At 37.1% G+C, this 24,352-nt stretch carries 29 protein-coding genes and 1 tRNA gene; 11 read left to right on the forward strand and 19 right to left on the reverse strand.

Features of this window, described 5'->3' with window-relative positions:
* Positions 1–5: 5 nt before the first annotated feature.
* From RTR43_RS09065 to RTR43_RS09090, 6 genes are all read right to left on the reverse strand, one after another.
* Entirely contained in the window at positions 6–383 is a 378-nt protein-coding gene (locus RTR43_RS09065) for a hypothetical protein (RefSeq protein WP_312471242.1), read from the reverse strand.
* Positions 384–1,115: 732 nt separating this feature from the next.
* Positions 1,116–1,862: an HNH endonuclease gene (locus RTR43_RS09070; RefSeq protein WP_312471245.1), complete on the reverse strand. Its 747-nt coding sequence runs from the start codon at positions 1,860–1,862 to the stop codon at positions 1,116–1,118.
* 72 nt (positions 1,863–1,934) lie between these two features.
* Positions 1,935–3,332 carry a phage lytic cycle repressor MrpR family protein gene (locus tag RTR43_RS09075; RefSeq protein WP_312471248.1) on the reverse strand — a complete coding sequence of 466 codons (1,398 nt, stop codon included), beginning with the start codon at positions 3,330–3,332 and terminating at the stop codon, positions 1,935–1,937.
* A gap of 438 nt (positions 3,333–3,770) precedes the next feature.
* Positions 3,771–5,132 carry a DNA (cytosine-5-)-methyltransferase gene (gene dcm / locus RTR43_RS09080; protein WP_312471250.1) on the reverse strand — a complete coding sequence of 454 codons (1,362 nt, stop codon included), beginning with the start codon at positions 5,130–5,132 and terminating at the stop codon, positions 3,771–3,773.
* A gap of 455 nt (positions 5,133–5,587) precedes the next feature.
* Positions 5,588–6,508 (reverse strand): tyrosine-type recombinase/integrase, encoded by a 921-nt coding sequence (locus RTR43_RS09085; RefSeq protein ID WP_312471253.1) that lies wholly within the window; start codon positions 6,506–6,508, stop codon positions 5,588–5,590.
* Positions 6,509–6,640: 132 nt separating this feature from the next.
* Positions 6,641–6,713: transfer RNA gene (locus RTR43_RS09090), tRNA-Val, on the reverse strand.
* Between the two features lie 237 nt (positions 6,714–6,950).
* On the opposite strand from RTR43_RS09090, the gene RTR43_RS09095 reads away from it, so the two are divergent.
* From RTR43_RS09095 to RTR43_RS09115, 5 genes are all read left to right on the forward strand, one after another.
* The gene (locus RTR43_RS09095) at positions 6,951–7,175 is read left to right on the forward strand and encodes a hypothetical protein (protein ID WP_312471255.1); all 225 of its coding nucleotides are present in this window, start codon (positions 6,951–6,953) and stop codon (positions 7,173–7,175) included.
* A gap of 110 nt (positions 7,176–7,285) precedes the next feature.
* Positions 7,286–8,008 (forward strand): alpha/beta hydrolase, encoded by a 723-nt coding sequence (locus tag RTR43_RS09100; protein WP_312471257.1) that lies wholly within the window; start codon positions 7,286–7,288, stop codon positions 8,006–8,008.
* A 163-nt stretch (positions 8,009–8,171) separates the two neighbouring features.
* Complete coding sequence (locus RTR43_RS09105) at positions 8,172–8,684, forward strand: YjcG family protein (protein ID WP_312471259.1); 513 nt, start codon at positions 8,172–8,174, stop codon at positions 8,682–8,684.
* Positions 8,685–8,690: 6 nt separating this feature from the next.
* Complete coding sequence (locus RTR43_RS09110; protein WP_312471337.1) at positions 8,691–9,113, forward strand: GNAT family N-acetyltransferase; 423 nt, start codon at positions 8,691–8,693, stop codon at positions 9,111–9,113.
* Between the two features lie 135 nt (positions 9,114–9,248).
* Entirely contained in the window at positions 9,249–11,555 is a 2,307-nt protein-coding gene (locus RTR43_RS09115) for an ATP-dependent helicase (protein ID WP_312471260.1), read from the forward strand.
* Positions 11,556–11,581: 26 nt separating this feature from the next.
* Here the strand turns inward: RTR43_RS09115 and spoVIF are convergent, their stop codons facing one another.
* From spoVIF to RTR43_RS09150, 7 genes are all read right to left on the reverse strand, one after another.
* Complete coding sequence (spoVIF, locus tag RTR43_RS09120; protein WP_248734009.1) at positions 11,582–11,836, reverse strand: sporulation-specific transcription regulator SpoVIF; 255 nt, start codon at positions 11,834–11,836, stop codon at positions 11,582–11,584.
* A 131-nt stretch (positions 11,837–11,967) separates the two neighbouring features.
* The gene (locus RTR43_RS09125; RefSeq protein WP_248733800.1) at positions 11,968–12,105 is read right to left on the reverse strand and encodes a YjcZ family sporulation protein; all 138 of its coding nucleotides are present in this window, start codon (positions 12,103–12,105) and stop codon (positions 11,968–11,970) included.
* 109 nt (positions 12,106–12,214) lie between these two features.
* The gene (gene spoVAE, locus RTR43_RS09130) at positions 12,215–12,571 is read right to left on the reverse strand and encodes a stage V sporulation protein AE (protein WP_312471264.1); all 357 of its coding nucleotides are present in this window, start codon (positions 12,569–12,571) and stop codon (positions 12,215–12,217) included.
* Positions 12,572–12,575: 4 nt separating this feature from the next.
* On the reverse strand, positions 12,576–13,601 hold the full coding sequence (gene spoVAD / locus RTR43_RS09135; protein ID WP_312471265.1) for a stage V sporulation protein AD: 1,026 nt from the start codon (positions 13,599–13,601) through the stop codon (positions 12,576–12,578).
* Positions 13,602–14,084 carry a stage V sporulation protein AC gene (gene spoVAC / locus RTR43_RS09140; RefSeq protein ID WP_312471266.1) on the reverse strand — a complete coding sequence of 161 codons (483 nt, stop codon included), beginning with the start codon at positions 14,082–14,084 and terminating at the stop codon, positions 13,602–13,604.
* 16 nt (positions 14,085–14,100) lie between these two features.
* Positions 14,101–14,571 carry a YhcN/YlaJ family sporulation lipoprotein gene (locus RTR43_RS09145; protein ID WP_312471267.1) on the reverse strand — a complete coding sequence of 157 codons (471 nt, stop codon included), beginning with the start codon at positions 14,569–14,571 and terminating at the stop codon, positions 14,101–14,103.
* 388 nt (positions 14,572–14,959) lie between these two features.
* Positions 14,960–15,316 carry a DUF1360 domain-containing protein gene (locus tag RTR43_RS09150; RefSeq protein WP_312471268.1) on the reverse strand — a complete coding sequence of 119 codons (357 nt, stop codon included), beginning with the start codon at positions 15,314–15,316 and terminating at the stop codon, positions 14,960–14,962.
* 142 nt (positions 15,317–15,458) lie between these two features.
* Between RTR43_RS09150 and RTR43_RS09155 the strand changes: the two genes are divergently transcribed.
* Entirely contained in the window at positions 15,459–15,968 is a 510-nt protein-coding gene (locus tag RTR43_RS09155) for a CotY/CotZ family spore coat protein (RefSeq protein WP_312471269.1), read from the forward strand.
* Between the two features lie 43 nt (positions 15,969–16,011).
* On the opposite strand, the gene RTR43_RS09160 is transcribed toward RTR43_RS09155, so the two are convergent.
* Together RTR43_RS09160 and fabI are read right to left on the reverse strand one after the other, a co-directional pair.
* The gene (locus RTR43_RS09160) at positions 16,012–16,515 is read right to left on the reverse strand and encodes a CotO family spore coat protein (RefSeq protein ID WP_312471270.1); all 504 of its coding nucleotides are present in this window, start codon (positions 16,513–16,515) and stop codon (positions 16,012–16,014) included.
* 125 nt (positions 16,516–16,640) lie between these two features.
* Positions 16,641–17,411 carry an enoyl-ACP reductase FabI gene (gene fabI, locus RTR43_RS09165; protein ID WP_312471271.1) on the reverse strand — a complete coding sequence of 257 codons (771 nt, stop codon included), beginning with the start codon at positions 17,409–17,411 and terminating at the stop codon, positions 16,641–16,643.
* 301 nt (positions 17,412–17,712) lie between these two features.
* Here fabI and prpE point away from each other — a divergent pair, with 301 nt between their 5' ends.
* Complete coding sequence (prpE, locus tag RTR43_RS09170) at positions 17,713–18,453, forward strand: bis(5'-nucleosyl)-tetraphosphatase PrpE (RefSeq protein WP_312471339.1); 741 nt, start codon at positions 17,713–17,715, stop codon at positions 18,451–18,453.
* Between the two features lie 132 nt (positions 18,454–18,585).
* Here prpE and RTR43_RS09175 read toward each other — a convergent pair whose 3' ends face one another.
* From RTR43_RS09175 to RTR43_RS09190, 4 genes are all read right to left on the reverse strand, one after another.
* Complete coding sequence (locus tag RTR43_RS09175; RefSeq protein WP_312471273.1) at positions 18,586–19,488, reverse strand: RluA family pseudouridine synthase; 903 nt, start codon at positions 19,486–19,488, stop codon at positions 18,586–18,588.
* Positions 19,489–19,511: 23 nt separating this feature from the next.
* On the reverse strand, positions 19,512–20,306 hold the full coding sequence (locus RTR43_RS09180) for an NAD kinase (protein ID WP_312471275.1): 795 nt from the start codon (positions 20,304–20,306) through the stop codon (positions 19,512–19,514).
* Positions 20,307–20,535: 229 nt separating this feature from the next.
* A complete protein-coding gene (gene yjbM, locus RTR43_RS09185) occupies positions 20,536–21,174 on the reverse strand; it encodes a GTP diphosphokinase (RefSeq protein ID WP_312471277.1) in 639 nt (212 codons plus the stop codon).
* 27 nt (positions 21,175–21,201) lie between these two features.
* Positions 21,202–21,561 carry a UPF0738 family protein gene (locus RTR43_RS09190; protein ID WP_312471278.1) on the reverse strand — a complete coding sequence of 120 codons (360 nt, stop codon included), beginning with the start codon at positions 21,559–21,561 and terminating at the stop codon, positions 21,202–21,204.
* A gap of 280 nt (positions 21,562–21,841) precedes the next feature.
* Here RTR43_RS09190 and RTR43_RS09195 point away from each other — a divergent pair, with 280 nt between their 5' ends.
* The 4 genes from RTR43_RS09195 (at position 21,842) to RTR43_RS09210 (ending at position 24,236) form a co-directional block, all read left to right on the forward strand.
* Positions 21,842–22,435: a CYTH domain-containing protein gene (locus RTR43_RS09195; RefSeq protein WP_312471280.1), complete on the forward strand. Its 594-nt coding sequence runs from the start codon at positions 21,842–21,844 to the stop codon at positions 22,433–22,435.
* Positions 22,436–22,770: 335 nt separating this feature from the next.
* A complete protein-coding gene (locus tag RTR43_RS09200; RefSeq protein WP_248733814.1) occupies positions 22,771–23,181 on the forward strand; it encodes a globin domain-containing protein in 411 nt (136 codons plus the stop codon).
* A complete protein-coding gene (locus RTR43_RS09205; RefSeq protein WP_312471282.1) occupies positions 23,153–24,043 on the forward strand; it encodes a ClpXP adapter SpxH family protein in 891 nt (296 codons plus the stop codon). The genes RTR43_RS09200 and RTR43_RS09205 overlap by 29 nt, the downstream gene beginning before the upstream one ends.
* On the forward strand, positions 24,036–24,236 hold the full coding sequence (locus tag RTR43_RS09210; protein ID WP_312471283.1) for a hypothetical protein: 201 nt from the start codon (positions 24,036–24,038) through the stop codon (positions 24,234–24,236). The genes RTR43_RS09205 and RTR43_RS09210 overlap by 8 nt, the downstream gene beginning before the upstream one ends.
* Positions 24,237–24,352 lie beyond the last annotated feature (116 nt).

Consider the following 24,352-nt stretch of genomic DNA (forward strand, 5'->3'; position numbering starts at 1 on the left):
ATCTCTCACTTTCTATTTAATTCTTTAAGACTAAATGATTTAATCCAGCTAGGTATTAAGTTAATAGTAAGCTCAAGATTACCGCACCCTTTAAGGTCATCCTTAATAACAACTTTAACGTTATAGCCATAATCAAATGGGAATTTATTTGGAATTTTATTGTTTATCATTTTATTGTATTTCTCATATGCTAAATTCTGTAATATGTTAATTAACTTTTCTTTTTCTACAACAGAATAAGAATCGATATCGGTAAGCTTTTCAATGTAAAATTTTAACAATTCATTCTTGACCAAATTAATTAATTGTTGTTTACTCAGCGTAATTTCTTTAAGCTGTATATGTCTTGATTCCTTTTTGGTTATTGTCTTAGTGTTTTTCAAAATTACTTCCTCCAAAATTATTGTTATTTTTATTATTTAAGGGTTTGGCAACTCTTGATTAATTATTGACCAATACTGACAATTAGGCTTATCTAAGCTTCATCTTTATTTTTTTATTATGATTCCTCCCTTCTTGAAATCAAAAGAGCAGCCACATGGCTGCTCTTTAAACTGTTATTTATAAACATTAAATTGCTTTGTAGATACCCACTGTTCTGTATTTAGTACTGGAATTACCCTACACTGATAACCCTATGTAAATAAAGCTCTACACTATATATAGCATTTCCTAATCAAAAAGTTACACAAAATCCCCAAAAAATTTTTGAAAATATTTTTAAAAATCATAACTATATTGCCCGTATTTATACTGATAACCCTTAAAAATAAAGCCCTACAATATATATAGTATTTACTAAGGAAAAAGTTACACAAAATCCAAAAAAATTTTTGAAAATATTTTCAAGAACATTATCGCATTTACAATGTTTACCAAAATCATTTTGAAAAATCAATATGCTCCATCGTAATTACTGTTAAAAAGACTGTAGAAATTAGTTTTCACATAGTGTTTTAGACTTGTTTTATCCGTCTCGTATCGGATTTTTTTACACCTTGTTGGCGTGGATTGTGGTGCTCCATGCTTTTTTCTTTTCAATGGGTGGATATGTTATCCTCCATTCTAATAAATAAAGCAACCACTATTGGTTGCCTTAATTTTCTGATATACTTCTATAAATGTAAGTTTACTTTTCCCTTTTCAATCATTTCTACCTTTAGTTTTCTTAATATATTTTCAACCCGCTCAATTTTCTGAATTAACTGTTCATGCCCATGTATAACTCCCGCATTTACCAATTGACTACTCAATGATTTAAAAGTTTGTATCAAATACAGTAATTGTTGCTTTAAATGCAAAAGTTGGACATTTTCACCTGTAGTTAAGGGTTCAATATAGAAAAGGAATTCCTGCAATGTGAGATTATCTTTATTCTTATTACACCTTTTACAGGCACAAACACAATTATTGGGACTACTTATACCTCCATGGACTTTTGGTATTACATGGTCAATTGTGTCACCATACTTTCCACAATACCAACAAGTGTAATTATGTCTCATTAAAATCATTTGTTTGAAAGTTTGTTTATCGTAAAACTTATGAATTAGGGTTTCATGAACTATTCCAGCCATCCCTTCATTTACCAGTAAAACTGCTTGTTCGTATGAAACTTTATATCGGATTCTTTTCTTAGATGGTAACTTTATTCGAACTTCAATATCTGATTTCTTTAGCAAACTTGGGTCAAATATGTACTGGAAATAGGGAGAAGAACTTTTTAATTCATCTTTTCGATTTTTGCATTGTTTGCAATAAGTCCTCCTCTTTCTTTTTCCCTTTGAACCAAATTCTTTATACCATTTGGTTTGACCGCAAATTTTACAAGTTTTGTAAATTCGACATGAACTCCCTATCATAGGGCAACAACCTTTCGTTTTGATTTTAAGACCTAAATTCACAATTGAATATAGTTACATTTCACTAGCTATTTATCTTAGACCTATATCTTCTGTGTAATTCGATATCCTAGTTTTAAGGTAATGTCGTGAAGAAGGATTGTCAGGTACTCCGAATCTCTCTAAAATGATAGAAACCACTTCATCAAGAGTCATCCCTGCTTCCCCCATCATTTTCTTTGCGTGATATATTTGTCCACTATAAGATATGATTGTTGCGTTCAGATATGAATAATCATAAATTTCAGCTATCCTAAGTATTCTCTGGCTTATGATTTGAGCCTTTACCTTCGCTTTGCCTCTTAAACCCCTTAGAACATTAATTCCTTCTGCGATTTTATATTTACGAGTAGATTCACCTTTGATACTAATATACTTTTCTTGATTGATAGAACCTTCAACCAGTATCTTTGTCTCGTGGCTAATGGGAATCTTATAATCCTTCTTCTCACCTTCCTCATTCTCACGATTAACAGTTATAGTCTTTTCGTCAAGGTCTACGTCTTGCTTAACAAGATTAGTCAGTTCTTCAAACTCATTCTTGTGACTTAATCCTTCGAATAGTAACGCTACTACAACTCCATCTTGAGGGTTATCCGAATTCATTGCTATTTCCATGATTTCATCTCTGTCGAATATCATATTCTCTTCTGCTTCTTTATCGATTAGGTCTTCTAGTTTTTCTTTTGAATCAAATGCAGATGCTAAATTGCACTTGTAAATCGATTTCTTATTCTCAATTGCAAAGTTTATATATTGTTCGATAGTTGATTTTTTATCTTGAAGGCTTCTAATAGTCTTCGCACTTAATGACTTTAGAACGCGTCTTAATTCTGCAATGCAGAAATCGTACAAATCCTTTCCTAATTGTTCTTCAATTGGTGCTGTTTTTTTAAATAATGATTTTGCTACTCTTTGAGTTTCTTCTGTATAAGCCTTCGAATTTAGGAAAGAATTCTTAAATTCTCTTTGATATAATTTCTCAGACTTAGATTCAAATCCAGCTTTCATATCTTTTAACTCAATCAGCAATTCTTCATAGCAAGGTATCTTTTCTTTCCATTGTTCTATGAATTCTTCAATCTCTTTATAAATAGTTGCAGGAACAAATAATTCCCCCTTTTCGATTTTTCTAATATTTTTACCGCTCTTATCTCTTTTGTTATATGCCATATCCAATCTTGAGAATAGCTCTATTAATAGTGATTGACAAAGTTTACGGTCAATACTTTTTATTACCACTTTAAATTCAAATGCATCTTCACCATACCTATCATAATCTTCTTGGAGTGGTTTATTTCTCTCAATCCCCTTTTTAAGATTGCTTCTATGTTGAGATAAACGTAAACTGCCGTCAATTCCTTCACCGTTTAAAACCTTGTGATTTAACTTGTTATTAATTATATAAACGTCTCCATATTTTGACTCCATCTCTATCCCTCTTTCAGAAATTTTTAAAAATCACATTGATATATTAGTATAATCAAACTTATTTGTCAATCTATCACTTTTTTACCATTATATGTGTATAAGTGAATCAGTAATACAGTAAATAAGTGATTTTTTTATTAACGATGGATAATCCACTATACAGAACCACTAAAGTGAATCTCGTTTTTTCGTTATATCAAAATAACATAAATGTATGTATGGATGCACTTTTCTATTTATATCCGCATTGCTTGCTGTATTACTTTCATGCTTAGCAATCAATAAGATGGTAATAGTCTCCCCCCCCTTTTTTTACCTAGCCAATCCTATAAAAAAACAGGTTATTAAATGTAGGAACTACCATCCCTTTTGTAAAACAACGAAAAAGAGCGGTCAGTATGACCGCCCTTAATTACAATAAACACTTTTATATTAATATCAGTTGTTCTTAACTAGCTTAGCATTTAATTCTTCTAAAACCTTTACACGGTTAACCAATTCTTTGTTTTCCTCTTGTAATGATTGAACCAAATTAACATAATTTCGCTCGATAGAAGTAACTTCCTCAGTGTATAATTCCATAATTTTTTTTCCCATTTTTTCAATCAACCCAACAACCAAAGCATTACCCATACAGAAATATCTTGCTTTGTCAGGCATTCCTTCCGTCCATTTTGGAGGAAAATCATTAAGGAGTTCACATTCAACAGGTGTTAAAACTCTTAATCTACCACTGTCAGGGTCACTCACAACATGTGTACTTCTATTTTTGGTTCCTTCACTGGTTAACATTGTCCTAGCAGGACTATTTAAATCATCAGGGAAACTCATACCACCTTCAGAGTAGGTATAAGCATGACCATTATTCGCAATCCTTTCAACCTTTTTAGGACCTTTCATGTATTCAAACATTTCACGTGTGGTCTTGCCGTTTTTCCCAACTTGATTTTCATCCAAGAACGATTTTTCAATTTCTTCACGCGTTTGGTATTTTTTTGCTTCCTCTAAAACTTGCCCAAGAGTTTTTGAAGGAATTGTACTAGGTACTATCTCTTCAGTATAAAAAATTCCATTTTTCATAAAACCAGCGTTTCTAAAAGTTGCACTATATTTATCCGAAATATCAACTATATCCAATGGCAATTCATCCGTTGAAGCTGGATGTTTTGTTGATGTTCCTTTAATCGGAAATTCCGATACAAAGAATCCTTTTTCATGGATTATTTCTTGATGTGAGAAATTTTTTAGTTTTTCAGCATACTTTGTATTATCACGATAGGCAAAAATAAATACTCTTCTTCGCTTTTGTGCAAAGCCGTAATCGGCTGCATTTATTACTCTCCATTCAACAAAATAACCAGCATTTCTGAAACTTGCAAGCATTATTGCAAAATCTCTTCCCCTCTGCTTAGCTGGTGATTTCAAAAGCCTATCTACATTTTCCAGAAGTACAAATGTTGGCTTTCGCATGTTAACTATATCTATAATTTCCCAAAATAGAACACCCTTTTTTCCTTGTATTCCTTTTTCATTTGCTAAAGAACGTGCAACAGAATAGTCCTGACAAGGAAAACCTCCTACCAATAAATCATGTTGGGGAACATTATATTTTGCATTGGCAATATCTTCGTTTGAATGAACACCTTGTCCTTTAAACCGCTCTGCGTAACAATCAAACGCATACTGAACTTTTTTTGAAGGCTCCCATTGGTTGCCCCAAACTATATTAAATCCTCCATTTCGTTCAAGACCGACCCTAAATCCACCAACCCCAGCGAATAATTCTACTACATCTATCATAAAAGTTAACTTCCTTTCAATGTCGAAACATGTAATTATTATAATATATTTGACAGAACATATGTAAGTAGTAAAAAGTTCTATTATACCTCAATAATACCCAATCATTTATAATATCCTTTTTAGAGGAGTAGTGATTAATATGAACCACAGAATGCACTCACATAGTACTCTAACAATTCTTATTAAAGTAAATTGACCATTTAAGACCTTTGATGCAACAAGATTAATGTCCCACTTCTTATCTTCGGACTAAAAGAACCTGAGACCTTTTATTTATCATTGAAAAAAGTTGGAAGGAGAAAGCTTAGCAATATTGTATGGCTATAATAGTTTGGTAACTACGTTAAGATTCGTAACTGTAAATAATCATCAAAATGTAAATTATTAATGGGGTGCGCTAGAACGCACCTCTTTAGTATCTAATTTATGTTTTAATCAATGCTAAACTTGCTTTAAACATCTAGTGTATTCAAAGGGTTAAATTTATCATTTTGCTCTCGCAATGCAGTCCCCCAGATTGCAAGGTATTTCTCCGTCATAGATAAGGTACTATGATGCAACATCTTACGGAGTGTGAATATGTCCCCACCATTCATCAAAAATCTATGTGCAAAAGTATGTCTAAAAGTATGTGCCGATAACCTTACGTCTGTGAAGTTCATAATAGTTTTTAACCTTTTAAAGACATTTTTAACGGCATTAGCTGTCATTGGCATGTTTTCCTTATTTATAAATACATGCTCAGATGGTTCTCTAAAGTGTTGCTGACAAAAAACCTTGTACTCCGCTAGTTCCTTTATCAATTTATTAGTAATTGGAATACTTGCTTGAGTACGGTTTTTACCAAATACAATAATTGTCCCATTTATTAAGTCCACTTCTTTCCACTTAAGATTACACAGCTCACCTAAACGCATTCCACTTCCAAGGAAAGTAATAATTATTGTATAGTCCCTGTAGGCATGGAATGAATGCTCCCTACCTTTTAACCTCCGATAATAGTTCAACATTTGTTTAATGTGATTATCGCTAAACACTTCGATTTTGGTGTCTGTCTTTAACTTTTCAATCTTAGACATTGGATTTCGCTTCTCACTAATTACTTCACATTCAATCATGTAGTTGAAGAACGCTTTAAGATTTTTAATCTTTGTATTAACAGTCACTGGATTGTTCATTTTTGATTTCATACAAAACAGAAAATATGATTTCATTGTATTTGCTGTTACATCTTCCACATTAAGAATTTCCTTCTCTGAACAAAAAGACTGGAACTCATTAAGTTGGAACATGTAAGTTTTTATGGTTTGTTCTGACAGGTTTTTGAACTCCCTATCCTCTTTAAAATCTTGAATAGCAAATTTCAACAACATAAAAAAGACCACTTCCTTCTCAATTTTTTAAGAAGGTTAGTGGTCTTAGTTGCAAGAAAAGGGTCTAACATCGACCACTTTCTTACTAATTTTGCAAAATCCTAGCGAAACCCTTGATACGACTGAAAAGTATGACCTGTGAGGGGTTCGAACCCCCGACCTCAACCCTGTCAAGGTTGCGCTCTCCCAGCTGAGCTAACAGATCTCTTATTAAGTACAAATTTAATTATATAAAAATTTTTTAGAATGTCAATGTCTTTTTATCTTTCCTTCCTAAAAACATCCTCACCCCCACTTCGAAATCGATAAGCGTTTCTACATATTTTACTTCGATTTTTTTGGAAACAATAAAACAAAAGGGAATATTTGTTCTGTTCCACCTGAATAAAGAACAAATGTTTGGATATAATAATACTATAAATATTAGAAAGGAGTGGTTCACATGGATGGACTTTTTATTCGTTCAATGGAAGATAATATTCCGTTAGAAATGATTTATCTTGCTGAAAACCAGGAGTTATCGCAACGGAAATTGATTGTTAGGGAAGTAAATGACACGTACATTCGTGCCTATTGCATGCTTCGAAAACAAGTCCGCACCTTTAAACGGGAAAACATTCTATCCATCATCCCAGAAACACGTTCAAAAAACCGACACCTCCACTAACCTTCTAGAACTACCCTTCCCACAGCTCATTACCCTTTTGTTAAAAGTATTTTTAGCTGAAATATGATAAAATTCACTTGTATTAATCGAAATATTGGGGGTTTTGTCATATGGCGTTTCCAAAAGGCACAATCAAAGAACTTACCTTTCATAGCATCGAGTTGGGAGAAGATATACAACTGCTTGTTTATCTGCCTGCAAACTTCTCGCCACTCTATAAATACTCTCTGCTAATCGCGCAGGATGGTCGCGATTATTTTCAGCTCGGCAGGATAGGCCGATTGGCAGACGAGTTTCTTTTTGAAAGAGAAATTGAAAATTTAATTATTGTTGGAATACCCTACAAGAATGTTGAAGATCGACGCAGGAAATACCATCCAAAAGGAGCACAGAATCAGCCATATATTCGTTTTCTTGCCCATGAATTAATTCCTTTTCTCGACAATGAGTTTCCTACCTACCATATGGGCTCAACGAGGGCACTAATTGGGGATTCTTTAGGTGCCACTGTCTCGTTAATGACAGCGATTCAATACCCGCACACCTTTGGTAAAGTGCTTTTGCAGTCACCTTATGTGGATGATCAGGTGTTAGAATTGGCCCGAGACTTTTCGGAACCGGAGCTTGTTGAAATTTATCATGTGATTGGAAATCAAGAAACGGAAGTACAAATGACGGATGGTAAAGTAAGTGATTTTCTAAGCCCAAACAGAGATCTTTCAAAAATTTTCTCTGAGAAACCATTTACATATTTTTATGAAGAGATTGTTGGGAATCATACCTGGACCTATTGGCAGCCAGATTTAAGACGAGCACTTAAAATGTTATTTTAGTCATGGAACTATTGTCACTAGTTTCCATCATGTAATATAAGTTATTTAATATATTTCGAAAATTTGCTATAATATCAGGAAGGCAATATAGAATGAGCTATTTTTCATGTCGGATAGCAATCAACATATGATTGAAATAAATCATTTAAACGGAGGTATACCTATGAAATTTGGAGTTGTCATTTTCCCATCAAAAAAGCTTCAAGACTTAGTGAATTCTTATCGGAAACGCTATGACCCACACTATGCCCTAATTCCTCCACACTTAACGATAAAAAATGCCTTTGAAGCAACGGAAGTGGATGCTAAAGATTTGGCTGATAAATTACGTCAAATCGCCTGCAATACAAATCCTTTCACATTAAAGACTTCCAAAATAAGCTCTTTTCAACCAGTAAATAATGTCATCTATTTTAAAATAGATCCTACGGAAGAACTTACTGCCTTGCATTCCGATATTAATCATGAATTTGGTGGACAAAATTCAGAATATGCTTTTGTACCCCATATTACCATTGGTCAAAATCTTTCCAATGATGAGCACTCAGACGTCTATGGTTCACTCCGTATGACCAAAGTTAATTATGAAGAAAAGGTTGACCGCTTTCACCTGCTTTATCAATTAGAAAATGGTTCTTGGACCGTTTATGAAACATTTCGTCTCGGAAGGGAATAATTGAACTTGACAGTTAAAGTCGTAGAAAATCAAACAGAACTTGCAGAAGCATATTCAGTAAGAAAGATAGTTTTCGTTGACGAGCAGAATGTCCCATTGGAAGAGGAAATCGATCAATTCGAGGATGAGGCCACTCATTTTATTATGTATCATGAGGGTTCTCCAATCGGGGCAGGAAGATTTCGTTTCGTTGATGGCTATGGAAAAGTCGAGCGCATTTGCGTCTTAAAAGAAGCGCGGAAGACTGGAGCAGGAAAAGCAATCATGAATGGAATCGAGAATTACGCTCGGGAACTTGAAATTCATAAATTAAAATTAAATGCGCAAACACATGCCATTCCCTTTTATGCCGGACTTGGTTACGAGGTTGTTTCAGAGGAATTCTTGGATGCGGGAATTCCCCATAAAACGATGATTAAAAAAATATAACTTAACGATGCACTTGCCCAAATTCACAGGCAAGTGCTTTTTTATATTGCTGTATATTCAAGCAAACACTTTCGGATACTAGTTGTTTTTGTTATGATTAACAGGTCTTATTTAGAGAAATAGAGGTTTAAAAATATGAAAACAGCAATATATCAACAACTGAATATTGACCTTGAACACTTAGATCGAGAGCAATATCAAAAAATATATCTCGCTGGAAAAAATGGCGAGCTGAACTGTCCTGTATGCCATGAAAAGGTTCGATTATATTTGGGTATTAACGTGGCCACTCCACATTTTTTTCACACTCATCTACTTGAACAGCATTGTCCAGATCCGAGTCCTCCACTAGTTAAAACAGACGATTCTGAAAAATATATCGAGCGAAACGGTTTTAAAATTCCAAAAGGCAGAACTATTACTGAGAACCCCATTAGTACAGAACCTTTTAGAGCCGCAAAACAGATTGAATTTACAGTTCCATTTAATCAGTCAAATGGAGGCACGCAGCTTACCCATTCGCCTTATTTGCAGCAATTAGCAGAAAACGGCGTTGTCTTAGACGAATATCAAACTGCCGCTGTCCTTGATACTGAAGGTTCATTATTAGTCCTTGCAGGTGCAGGAAGTGGCAAAACACGAGTGTTAACTGCACGGACCGCTTACATGCTTGAAGTTAAACAGATTGATCCACGGACCATTATGCTCGTTACCTTCACGTCAAAAGCTGCTGCTGAAATGAAGAACAGGCTACAATCATACCCACAAATGAATCGGGCAAAAGTCAATCAACTTGTAACCGGTACGTTTCACAGTATTTTTTATCGCATCCTTATGTTCCATGATGCCGCTAATTGGTCTGCAAACAACCTGCTAAAAAAAGAATGGCAGCGGGATAAAATTCTCAAGGATGCTGGCAAGGAACTTGATTTGTCTGATAAAGAATTTGCCTACGACTTAGTACTTCAGCAAATTAGCTTGTGGAAAAACTCGCTGCTGATGCCTTCTGAAATAAATCCGGCATCTGAATGGGAAGAAAAAGCCGTCTTTCTCTACAAACGATATGAAGAATACAAGCATAGAGAAGGATTTTTTGACTTTGATGACATGCTGATTGGCTGTTATCAGCTTTTGAGCTCTACCCCTACCCTCCTTGAGCAATATCAGAACCGCTTTCATTATTTTTTAATCGATGAGTTTCAAGATATTAACAAGGTCCAGTATGAACTCATCAAACTACTATCAGGCAAACATAAAAATGTTTGTGCGGTTGGGGATGATGATCAGGCGATTTATTCATTTAGGGGCAGTGACCCGAGCTATTTACTAGAATTTGAAAAAGACTTTCCCTATGCCGAATTGGTTACCCTTGAACAAAACTACCGTTCCTCTCATGAAATTGTTGCAGCTGCCAATCAAATGATTGCTGGTAATAAAGTCCGAAGAACGAAGAAAATGAGGGCACAATTTACTTCTGGAACAGTGCCTCTGTTATTTTTCCCATATGATGAAGAGGAAGAAGCAACGATGATTGTCACAGATATACAGGAGCGGATTTCAAAAGGGGCAAATCCATCAGACTTTGCGATTCTTTATCGAACAAACGCTGGCTCCCGTGCTGTATTTGAGCGGTTAGCAAGCTCAAACCTTCCTTTTAAAATGGATCAAGATTCTGAAAGCTTTTATGACCGTTATATTGTTAGAAGCACCCTATCTTTTCTAAAAGTTAGTTTAAATGAAGATGACCCACATGCAATATCCGAGATACTGCCATTTTTATTTTTAAAACAGACCGTACTGAAAGAAGTAAAAGCACAAAGTATTCTCAAAGACTGTAGTTTTCTTGAGGCGCTCTCCCACTTGAAAACTGCCCATGCTTTTCAAGAAAAAAAGTTAAAAAAGGTGGTTACTGTTATTCGCGGCTTAAAGCAGTTGCCACCGCATACAGCCATCGAAAAAATAGAAAAAGACATCGGCTTTCTCGATTTTCTGAAGAAACGAGGGAATGAAGCAAATAAGCTGGAAAAAGGATCAGATGATCTTAAAGATTTAAAGGTTGCAGCAAAAAGCTTCCCTACGATAGAGGCATTATTGGCCCATGCCGAGCATATGTCAGCAATGAATAAGGAAATCAAAAACCTTAGTAAGCATTTTACCGATGCTGTTAGTTTAAGTACAATTCACCGGGCAAAAGGCCTTGAATATCAAACCGTCTATTTAATTGGTGCTGTTGATGGCAGCCTGCCCCATGACTTTTCTTTAGAGGCGCATCGAAGCGGCGATTTTTCTGCTCTTGAGGAGGAAAGAAGGTTATTTTATGTAGCGATGACTCGTGCAGAGGAACAGTTATTTATCTCAGTTCCACAATCTAGACGGGGGAAGAAAGCAAATCGCTCGCGGTTTTTAGCACCTCTATATAAAAAGATGAAGACCGATTCCTAAAGTTATTAGGAGTTGGTCTTCCCTTTTTATTTTTTATTCATCATGTTTGTGATTGTATTGAAGTCAAGCTTCTTCCCATCGTTAATGATCGATTTTACAATTTGATCTTCCATTTCTTTATTTACCGGCTTATTGGCAATTTGAGAAACTCTCCGAATCACATTACGGACCGTTTTTTCATCTTTAAAATTAGCATTTTGTAGGGAATTAGCTAAATCAAAGATATCTTTCATATTAACGCCCGTTTTCTTCTCTATATTTTTAAAGAACCCATTATCCATATTCAATAATCACGCTCCTTCATAAACTACTTTATTGTATGAAGGAAAGAGAAAATGGTGAATAAGTGGTAAAGAAAGGGCTGGCCACTTTTCTGGGCCAACCCCTACCATCGAGTCAAGCTCATTGATTATTAATAGAAGCTTGCACCAACAATGATTAAAAGTATGAATAACACCACGATTAATACGAAAGTTGAACCGCCGTAGAAACCGCCGCCTCCGTAACCGTAGCCTCCGTAACCGCAGCCTCCATAACCACCAAAGCACATAAAATAGTCACCTCACTTAAGTAATCTCATTATTAACATATGAAATGACCTAATAAAGTGTATGGGCATGACTTACATAATGATAAACTGAATGAAAAAAATGTGTATTTCATCCTTTGGGTTTAAAAACAAGGGCGCCAATAAATCCAAAAATAATCGCTGCTGAGATTCCAGAACTAGTCACTTGAAACATCCCCGTTAGCACACCAATAATTCCATGTTTATCAGCATCTTGCAATGCTCCATGTACGAGAGAATTGCCAAAGCTAGTAATCGGAATCGTCGCCCCTGCCCCGGCAAAATCTGTTAGGGGTTCATAAAGCCCGAACCCATCCAATACCGACCCGATGACGACGAGCAAGCTTAAGGTATGTCCTGGAGTCAATTTTGCTACATCAAATAAAAGCTGTCCGATAACACAGATTAATCCGCCAATTATAAAGGCCCAGAAAAACATCGCGAGCATTAAATTACCCCTTTTCTTGATTCATCTCAATAGCAACAGCATGGGCAATACACGGAATCGATTCATTTTGCTGAAAGCTGAGTGGGGACAATAAGGCCCCGGTTGCAACAACTAATATCCGTTTATATATACCCTTTTTCAGCTGGTTTAATAAATGGCCATATAGAACCGTCGCTGAACAGCCTGCGCCGCTTGCCCCAGCTTGAACTGGCTGATTGTTTTTATATATCAATAACCCACAATCCTGAAATTGCTTTCTCTCCATTTTTAGGCCGCTCTTGTTAATAAGTTCAAAAGCAGTATCATGTCCCACTCGTCCCAGATCACCTGTAACGATTAAGTCATAATGGGAAGGATCCAATTGCATGTCACGAAAATGAGCCATAATTGTATCCGCCGCCGCTGGTGCCATAGCCCCGCCCATATTAAATGGGTCTGTCAATCCCATGTCAACAACTTTTCCAATTGTCGCTGAAGTGGTCACCGGGAATAATTGCCCTGGATCATTAGGCTGGATAAGGGCTACCCCCGCTCCAGTTACTGTCCATTGTGCTGTAGGTGGTTTTTGGCCGCCATATTCTGTCGGGTAACGGAATTGCTTCTCTACAGCCGCATTATGGCTTGAGGCTCCTGTAAGCACATTTTGCGCCCCTTGGTAATTTACAACGAAAGAAGCAAGTGCCAGCCCCTCCATTGATGTCGAGCAGGCTCCAAAAAGGCCAAAATAGGGAATTTGCATCGTCCGTGCTGCAAAGCTCGTTGGTGTAATCTGATTGATTAAATCACCGGCAAATAGAAATTGAATCTGTTCTTTTTCGAGATTTCTTTTATCTAAGGCCCTCTTTATTGCCTCTTCAAGTAGATGACGATGGGCCTTCTCATAGGACTCTTTTCCCATCCATAAGTCTTCATATAAAAGATCAAAGTCATTCGCTAAGTTTCCATTCGCTTCAAATGGACCACCTGTAACACCCGTTGCCGTGATCATCGGACGGTTTGTGAAGACCCATGATTGATGCCCCTTTAACAATTACAAAACCCCCCAAATCACTAGTAGAGTTTTAACTAGTGCGACCACGAAAGCCGAGAAAACCCCGAAAAGAATCACTGATCCAGCAAGTTTAAACATATTCCCGCCAACACCTAGAACAAACCCTTCTGTCCTGTGTTCGATGGCCGCAGAAATAACTGCGTTTCCAAAACCTGTAACGGGCACTGCACTCCCCGCCCCTCCAAATTGTCCAATACGGTCGTAGACACCTATCCCAGTGAAAATCATCGATAAAAAGACCATTGTCGCCACAGTTGGATTTCCAACACTCTGCTCTGTGAAATTAAAAAAATAAATGTAAAAATAACTGATAGCTTGGCCAATAACGCAAATAATTCCGCCAACCAAAAATGCTTTCAAACAATTCTTCACAATCGGTCTTTTTATTTCATGCTTTTGCTGCAGCTGTTGATAGTTCCGCTGCTGAAGCGTCATATTTTTATTTTTTTCCTTACTAGCCATCTTCAAGCTCCTTTTCCTACTTTATATTTTCTGTCATTTTGACGATTTCCTTAAAGCGTTTTTCGGCCTGTTGATGAGAAAATTTTGGGGACTTCATTTTCTCCTCTAGCCTCACAGCTTCGAGAAAAATTTTATAATCGCTTGAAACAGTAAAGTTTTCTTTCGGATATTTTTTTTCAAGCATTTTGTTTACCTTCTTTTCAATCTTTTTCATACCAAACCGGTGTAAATGCTTAACTTTATAAACAACAAGTATATCCTTCTTCCCTTTGATAACAGCAACATCGTAAAGTTCCGGAAAAGAATTTACATCCTTTTCAATTTCTTTCACTCGAGAATGATTTTTATTTTTATCTGTTATGAGGGCGTTAGGATCCGTCGTTTTCATTAATGCTAACTGACTATCCTTAACCGGTTGATTAGGATGACAGGCAGAAAGTACACATAAAAAACAAGCGAATAATATCAAGCGCTGTATAGTGATCATTTGAGTTCCTTTCCTTGTCGTTTTTTATAATGACTATTTCTATGTAGTTTTTTCGACATTGGCAAAAATTATGACAAGATAAAAGCAATTTTTCGAACCATGCTCATTAGGAAAAAATAAAAAACTGCCAGTAGCCCAGCAGTTCTTTCCATTATTTTGATCTCCTTTTTTTACCACAGCCGCATCCTTTTTTCTTTACAGATTTTGAGGATTGATACGTTTGTGACGTATCCTTATTATTCTTTTTCTTATTCACCTTATTCTCTCCCTCTGTATCTATTCACTAGATAGAATATGAAGGATATCCAATTCTTGTCTCAATGAATGTCATTTTTTTAGAAAACTAGCCGTTTGGCAAAGGCAGAGGAGTAGTTGGGCTTATGCTTTCTTATGAGACTAGAAAAAACTGCACAATTAATTCAACAATCGCAGCCAAACCTGCCACTGCTAGAATAAGGATAACCGGTGTTGCAAAAACTGGGTACAGGTAAAATAGTCCTACGATTAGGGCTGCTGTCCAAATACCTGTACACCAATAACAGCTAAGAAGTTCACCAAAAAATCTCTTCATCCCGTTTTTCTTAGGAAGGTAAAAAACCTCCACCTCTCCATCTTCATTTTCCTCTTGTATTTCATCAAAAAAGGGTGCACGAATAAATTCGGTTATTTTATCAAAAACAAGTAATCTTGTAAGCCTAAAGCTCGCGAGCGATAAAATAAATAGGTTAAAAAATGTCATTCTCATGCAAGTTTGATCCTTTCATCTTTAAATTAAGATTTCATCCGCCTAATTTTTCCAAATAAGGCAATTGTCCGTAACCCAAAAGGGCTCTGTGAAATATGTTAGTAATGTAAGATATATATCACGGATTAAGGAGGAAAATTAAATGGGTTGTGGAAATGATCATAACGATTTTCACAGTGGCAACTGTGTGTGCGAAGTAGTTCGTGCCATTAAAGATATCCAAGATAACGCTGTAGAAGAAGAATGTGCAGAGTGTTCCAGTTGTTTTTCAGAACCGCTGGGAACGTTAGCATCACCAGCTAGGAGAGAGCCAGTTGACACTCGTGTATTCGTATTAAGCACAGCAGATGGTTCACCGTTCCATGCGTTCTTCAGCAATGAAAGTAATGCTTGTGTATCCATCTACTTCCGAGTAGAGGAAGTTTTTGACAACTGTTGCGCTACACTTCGTGTGTTAGTACCAGGACGCCGTGAGGGTGGACACTTTGTTCCAGTAAACCTAATTTCTAGTGGGGACAAATGCTGTATTGACCTTACTAAAGTTTGTCAGGTTGAAAGATTCCGCGCAAGCAACGATTGCATTACAGTTGACCTACGTTGCTTCTGTGCCGTTCAATGTATTGCCGATGTTAACTTGGGAATTTGTAATTAATTAAATGAGCCAGTCGGTAAAATTCGGCTGGCTCTTTTTTTCTTTATTTTTTTATCCCGATCATAATGACGTCCTTTAATTCGTTGAGGGACAAGGTTTTCGACGTTTGATCATGAAATTGGATGGTTAACTGATGATTGTCATAATCAACCAGGTAACCCTGATAACTTTCTTCAGCGGTATAAAAGACACATGGAACTGGTGGAAGGACTTTTGGAAAGTTAATTAAATAGTCTAAGCGCTCGTTTAATTCCATTTCCTTGAAGGGTTTTACCCGCTTAAAAGAAGCACGTTGTTTCTGATCCTGGGCAGATGATATTGGTTGAGGATTTTCTGAATTGACTACTTCAATCGGGATGGGTTCGTGTTTTAACTCTTTTTTTGCAAGGGAAATTTTCCGTTTGCTTACATTTCCTGCCTTTTCTTCAATCAAATGCTCCTTCTCCTGCTTACTTGTATATATTTCCTGCATGTTTTTATTTGAAGTAGTCCTAGAAAACGATTGATTAACATAGATAAGCGGTTCTATACTCTTCTTTTTCGACATGAACAGCACCTCCTCCTTACGTAATCCTACACTTTATATGTATGCGGAGGACCTATACTCGTTCACAATAAATTCATTGATTTCAATTAAAAAGCCCGCAAGCTGCGGGCTTTTTAATTGAAATTTTATAGAATATGAAATCCAGAATCCACATGAATGTTTTCGCCTGTAATTCCACGGGAAAGGTCACTGAAAAGGAATACGGCCGTGTCACCGACTTCTTCAGGTGTGGTTGTTCTGCGTAATGGTGCTCTTTCTTCAATCTCACTTAAAATTAAATTGAATTCTCCGATCGCTTTTGCTGATAAGGTACGGATTGGGCCTGCTGATATGGAATTAACACGAATACCGTGTTTTCCAAGGTCAGCAGCTAAATAACGGACGCTTGCATCTAGAGATGCTTTCGCTACACCCATTACATTATAGTTCGGAATGGCACGCTCACCACCTATATAAGTTAATGTCACAATACTTCCACCTTCAGCCATCAAGCCACTTGCTTGTTTTGCAACAGCCGTTAGAGAATAGGAGCTTATATTTTGTGCAAGCAGGAAGCCATCCCTAGATGTGTTCACAAACTCACCTTTTAACTCCTCTGTTTTGGCAAATGCGATGCAATGTGCTAGCCCATGTATCGTTCCAACAGCCTCTTTTATTTCAGCAAAACAAGTTGAAATTGCTTCATCGCTTGTTACATCACAAGGAAGGACGAGTGTTCCTTCGGCTTCTAAAGAATTGGCTAATTCTCGAACACTGCTCTCAATTCTTTCACCTGCATACGTAAAGATTAATCTTGCGCCAGCATTGTGCAGTGAACGTGCAATTCCCCATGCAATACTACGCTTATTGGCAACACCCATAACAACATATGTTTTTCCCGCTAAAGAAAGACTCATTGAAAAATTCCTCCCAAAATAAATACAAGTTATTAGTACTTGGTACTAATTTTACACTAATTTATGAAAAATGAAAAGGGTGGCACTTTTAATAAAAAAATAGATCAGCTTTGACAGAATTCCAGCTCCCTTTTCAGTTGATCCGCGTACTCCTTCGTACCTGTAACAATCAAGCGATCATGAAGCTGAAGCTCGGTGTCGCCGTGTGGTGTTTGTTCCTCCTCTCAAACCGCAAAGCAAGAATAATTAATAAAAATGAAGGTTAATACAAAAAATAATGGATTAAAAGGGGGTGAATTCTATTAAGATTGATATTATCGGCGATATTCATGGGTGTGTAAAGGAATTCAAGGAGCTTACCATTGAACTCGGGTACAATTGGGATAGTGGGTTTCCAGTTCATCCTGACTCACGGATGCTTGGTTTCGTTGGTGATTTAACTGACCGTGGACCAGAATCCATTAAAGTGATTGAAATAGTTTGGCAGCTGGTTATCAAGCATAGTAAGGCATTCTACACACCAGGAAATCATTGTAATAAGTTATACCGTTTCTTACTAGGCAACAAAGTCCAAATTGCTCATGGCCTTGAAACAACAGTTGCGGAATATGAATCATTAAATAAAAAAGAGCAGCAAACCATTAGAAAAAAATTTATGGAGCTTTACGAAAAAGCTCCTCTTTATTTACAGTTAGACGAACAAAGGCTGGTTATTGCCCACGCAGGAATAAAACAGGAATATATTGGCCAAACCCATTCAAAGGTCAAAGAGTTTGTTCTTTATGGAGATATTACGGGTAAAAAAAATCTTGATGGTTCACCAGTAAGAAGAGATTGGGCCAAAAACTATCATGGAGCTCCCTGTATTGTATACGGACATACACCTGTTAAAGAGCCACGGATCATCAATAATACCTATAACATTGATACCGGTGCAGTATTTGGTGGCAAACTTACTGCCTTAAGGTACCCAGAAATGGAACTTTTCGCTGTTGGTTCTACTATGCCATATATCGAGGAAAAATTTAAGCAATTTGACTAAAAAATAACAAGACAATAAATATCACCTTTATGAAAATTTTCGGGAGCAATACAAATACTAAATCCTTTTCTGCAAGTTTTTTATAACGGTTTCAACAATTGAAAATTTGCAAAAAAAAAAGAGGCTTCCCTATTAATGCGGGTCGGCCTCTACTATCTTTCTCATTTCCGGCGGGAGCGGTGCTGTAAAAATCATTATCTCCCTCTGCAACGGGTGGATAAATTCAATTTTTTTACAATGAAGGGCTTGTCTTCTAATTAAGGTGGTAACTCCCCCATACAAATCATCTCCGAGCAATGGATGCCCCATGAAGGACATATGAACCCTAATTTGATGGGTTCGCCCCGTTTCCAGCACCAGTTCAATATAAGTAAATCCCGAATGTCTCTCGATCACCCGATAATGAGTACAAGCGTATTGACCGTCACTGCGAACTTCTCTTTCAATGATGCTGTCTACTTTGCGGCCAATCGGTTCCTCAATAGTCCCATTATCAGCCACAATCGAACCTCCGGCAAAGGCTTCATATGTCCTCTTAACTTGACCTGACTGTTGCATCATACTAAATAGATGATGCACATGACGATGCTTGGCAATTAAAACGATCCCAGATGTATCCCTGTCGAGACGAGTTACAATATGCGACGTTGCCTGAAGACCAATACGTTGATAATAGCCAACAAGTGCATTTGCTAAGCTTCCTACAGGGTGTTCGCGTGAAGGAATCGTATTCATGCCTGCAGGCTTGTTGACCACGAGGATAAATTCGTCTTCATACAGAATCGTTAACGGAATATCTTCGCCCTTTACTCCTTCACTCGGATTTTCAGGCGGAAAGATAACCGTTACCACATCCCTATTCTGCAGCCTGTAACGGACATTTACTTCCTCATCATTAACTAGAAGAAGACCACCCTTAAATTTTATATCTGTTAACGCCGTGCGCGAAATCTCATTCTTTTTTAAAAATTCCCTAAGAAGAACTTCGGCATTGCTATCATCAATTACCCACTTCAGTTGAAATTGAGAAGACATCTTTTGGGAATTCACCTCCCCGCTCAATCTGAAATAAATGAATCGTGAACCCTTTTCCAGAAAGGAAATGGCCGGAAGCGGGCAAAACGAATTTTTTCTTCTGGCACCCTGAATTGAATTGATTTTACATCCTTATGAAGCAGTGTCAGGTGATCGACTGTAACCTGAAAATCTGTTCGATTCACAGGTTTTAACATACACGTGTGGTGTGAAGGAAGAATGAGCGGCGAGCCCACTGTTCGAAAAACTTTGTTATTGATTGAGGCCATTTCCGCCACTTGAATAGCAGAAATCGATGGATGAATAATCGCCCCACCAAGTGCTTTATTATAAGCAGTACTGCCTGAAGGGGTCGAAACGCACAGCCCATCACCACGAAAACGTTCGAAATGCTGACCGCGGATTTCCACATCCATGACAAGCGTTCCTTCGACACTTTTCACCGTTGATTCATTTAAGGCTAAGTATCTTGATTCCTTCCCTGCATGCGAGTAACGGATGATGACCTCAAGCAGCGGATATTCCACGACTTGAAACGGAGTTTTCGCAATGGCGATAACAAGCTTTTCAATTTCATCAGGCGTCCAATCCGCATAGAAACCGAGATGCCCCGTATGAATGCCGACAAAAGCGGTTTTATCCAAACGACTGCTATAGCGGTGAAATGCGTAAAGAAGAGTCCCATCGCCGCCAATGGAAACAACGATATCAGGCTGATCTTCATCGTACTTAAGATCAAAATCAAGTAAATACGTCCGCATTTTGTGCATTAATATGTTTGATTTTTGATCTCCTTTTGATGTAATCGCAAATTTCATAATTTCATGCTCCTTGTACTAATTTGCTTTCAAAACATAAATGGCGATCCACGACACCATCGACTAAGGAACTACAATCCATTTAAATCCTCAACCCAACATAATTAAGGCAGTGTGAGCAAAGCCACCCTTCGTCTAAATCATACGAAAAACGTATATTTTCTACAAGATTAGCTATAAGGATTGATTTTTGCGGCGACCCGCCCCTTTTCCAAAAGGCGGTTAGGAACTAGTTTTTTCCTTGTTGCTTCAATTCTTTATTTCTTGTAAAAAAAGCCTGGGCTTCCTGGATTTCGCCGCGAATTAACGACATCTCCTCATCAAGTCGAAAGGCGGCTTCGGCTGCTCGTTGCAGCCTCATTTTAATATCGCTAGGAAAAATCCCCTTATATTTATAGTTTAACGTATGTTCAATGGTTGCCCAAAAATTCATCGCAAGCGTCCTGATTTGAATTTCAGCAAGAATCTTCTTTTCCCCGTGAATGGTTTGAACTGGGTAGCGAATCACCACATGGTATGAACGATATCCACTTGTCTTTTTATGAGAAATATAATCTCTTTCCTCGACGATTTCAAAGTCATTGCGATTTCTTAATAAAGCGACAACCGCATGAATATCATCGACAAATTGGCACATGATACGCATTCCCGCAATATCCTGCATTTCCTCTTCCAAATTCTCAAGTGGAATTCCTTTTTGATTGGCCTTATCAAGAATACTTAAAATCGGCTTAACTCTACCTGTGACAAATTCAATCGGTGAATGAGTAGAATCAAGATCGAATTGTCCTCTCATTCCTTTTAACTTTATTTTCAGTTCCGCTACTGCCTGTTTATATGGTGCTAAAAATAAATCCCAATGCTTCATGATTCCACCTCTAAAAAAACTAATTATCTAGAAATTCTCCTCAACTTTTGTAACCATTTCATTACCATAATTACTATTACCTTTAATATTGGTAATTAGATATTCTAATTCCTCATGAAAATTTATTAGTTCTATCGACTCTTCTCTATATGTCAATAAAACAGGTATGTTTTGTTCCAGTGCGGACTTTAGGAATGGCCAGATTTGTTCAGGTAAAACGATATATGTATAATCTTCTTGATTCTCCATTAAGTAAATAAAGGAGAATTGTGCAGAATCAACAAGCATCTGCTCGGCAGGAACCAACCCAATAATGGGTTCCATGGTTTCTAAAAATAGCTTGTTTTCTGTTGTACTTGCCTTTTGAATGGTTAATCTTTTCTTCATCTTTTTACCTCCATCTTTCACCCCCTTATTTTAGCATATTTCATCCATTTCACCCAAGGATTGCAGTTTAAGTTAAACATGGGATAATGATAATAAAGTGAAACTTCACTCAGTGGGGGTTTTTCTTCATCCCCCACTGAGTGTTAGTTGAACCAATCGGGCCTTTACGGGCAGTTTGTCCCCCACTTATCCTCATCATTTCCTCTTAGTCTTGAAGTGGGGGTCTTACTGCCCGTTAATCTGCGATAAAATGATTTCTCCACTGGAAGGACGGTAAGTTATGTCACAACATATCGAAATTGAATTTAAAAACATGCTCACGAAGGAGGAATATGAAAGATTTTTAATGGAATTTAAAATAGATGAACAGCAAATTTTCAGTCAAGAAAACCACTATTTCGACACCTCGGATTTCAGTTTAAAACAGCATGATTCGGCCTTACGCATCCGTGAAAGAGGAGGGTTTTACGAGATGACCTTAAAACAGCCCGCAGCAGTAGGGCTGCTCGAAACGAATCAAGTCCTAAGTAAGGAAGAGGCTGGTCTAGCAATTCATACAGGTAAACTACCTGCCGGCATCATCCAAAACATATTAGAAAAAAAGGATATTCCTTTTTCCAGCATCGAGTATTTCGGTTCTTTGCTAACGAAAAGGGTGGAATTAGCCTACAAGCAAGGATTGCTCGTACTCGATTACAGCTCTTATCTTAATACTGATGATTATGAAGTAGAATATGAAGTTGAAAACTATCAGGAAGGGCTTCAGTCGTTCCTGGCACTTCTAGCCCAATTTACAATTCCTTTTCGACATACTGAAAACAAAATTCGTCGCTTTTATAATCAAAAATTTAAACTGCGAGACCATAAAGGATGAATGACAACTTCCAGCAGAAAGGATTTATTTCCAGCCGACAATTTCCTCATGATCATACAAAGAAAAGCACAAGGCGCCCGTTTATCGGCGTATGGACTGGAGCGCTTTGACTTATCGTAGGAGAAGAGCGAAGTACACTAGCCGATGGCGCCTGGAGCTGGACATTTCTCGAAGTTCAATGTTATAAATTCTTATATTATAAGAATAGGCACCATTGTGTACATTAATAATGTCTAAATAGGTGGTAATTCATTTTTTCAAAGCAATTAATTTGTGATATGAAATAGGCATTGTTAAAATTAGAGATACGAAAGACATGAAGAGGAGTTGTCAACATGATTGAGAAAAAACTTACACCATTTGAGGCCATTGGTGAAGATAGATTACACCAGCTTGTCGATACCTTTTATGGCCTTGTTGGACAACATCCTGATCTCGCTCCCATATTCCCGAATCAATTCACAGAAATTGCTCGGAAACAAAAGCAATTCTTAACTCAATATTTAGGCGGTCCGTCCATTTATACAGAAGAGCATGGTCATCCAATGATGCGAGCACGCCATTTACCTTTTCCGGTAACGCCAACCCGGGCAAAGGCATGGTTATCATGCATGAAACAAGCAATGGATAAGATCGAACTGCAGGGGCCGTTAAGAGAAGAATTTTTCTCAAGGCTTTACCTTACAGCGCAACACATGATCAATACGCCTGATGGCGATGAATTGCAAGGTGAAAATCGTGAATAATTCTAACCTATCAGGGTCGAAGCAACGCTGTAGTGGCAATGATAAAAAGTCCATTGAAATTTATCTGTTTATTGATCCTTTATGCCCTGAATGTTGGGCGCTTGAACCGATACTTAAAAAACTGCAAATTGAATACGGTCGGTACTTTGCTCTTAAACATGTATTAAGTGGACGGTTGGCTAATTTAAATTTGAGTAAAAAAAAGAAATATGAAAATATCGCTCAAATTTGGGAGAAAACTGCAAGTAGATCGGGAATGTCCTGCGATGGCAACCTTTGGTTGGAGAATCCTGTAGATACTCCATATACCGCATCGATTGCACTCAAAGCCGCTGAATTGCAAGGAAGACGAGCTGGACTCCGCTTTCTTCGTAGAATTCAAGAGGTGTTGTTTTTAGAAAAACAGAATATTTCTAATCTGGAAGTGTTAAAGGATTGTGCTAGCAGTTCAGGATTGGATGTAGAAGAATTCATGATTGATATCCATTCTGAAAGTGCTGCCAAAGCATTTCAGTGCGATTTAAAAATCACCGCAGAAATGGATGTTAATGAAATTCCTACGCTCGTATTTTTTAATGAAAATTCAGAGGATGAGGGTGTCAAAATTACTGGTTCCTATCCATATGAGGTATATGTCCAAATTTTAGAGGAAATGCTTTCTGAAAAACCGGTGGTATCTCCCCCGCCTTCATTAGAGACGTTTATGAAGTTTTTCAAATTTGTTGCATCCAAGGAAATTGCCGTTGTTTATAATATGTCGATTTCTCAAATTGAACTGGAAATGAAAAAACTGCTTTTAAAACAGGTGGTTGAACAGATACCGGCGAAATACGGAACATTTTGGCGATATATTGATGACTAGACAAATGCTGACGCAATGCGATTCGGCATTTGTCTTTCTTTATGAATGTTATCGTAAAAATGAAAATGCCTTGCAGTTATTATGGCTGCAAGGCATTTTTCTATTAATACGAACAAAGGGGATGGGAGAAATTTTTCACGGTCAAACAAAGGGGTATATGTTTGTAGTGATCAACTTCATGAATATAATATAGCATGTGTTCGAAGATGATGACAATAAGTTTGTGCTTTATTTCACATTATTGTCATAAAATCATAAATTCACGAAATGGACAATAGACATAGTAGTAATCATTCTTAAAAAGGTGGA

The organism is Neobacillus sp. (genome assembly GCF_031988165.1).
In the GTDB taxonomy this organism is placed as follows: Bacteria; Bacillota; Bacilli; order Bacillales; family Cytobacillaceae; genus Neobacillus; species Neobacillus rhizosphaerae.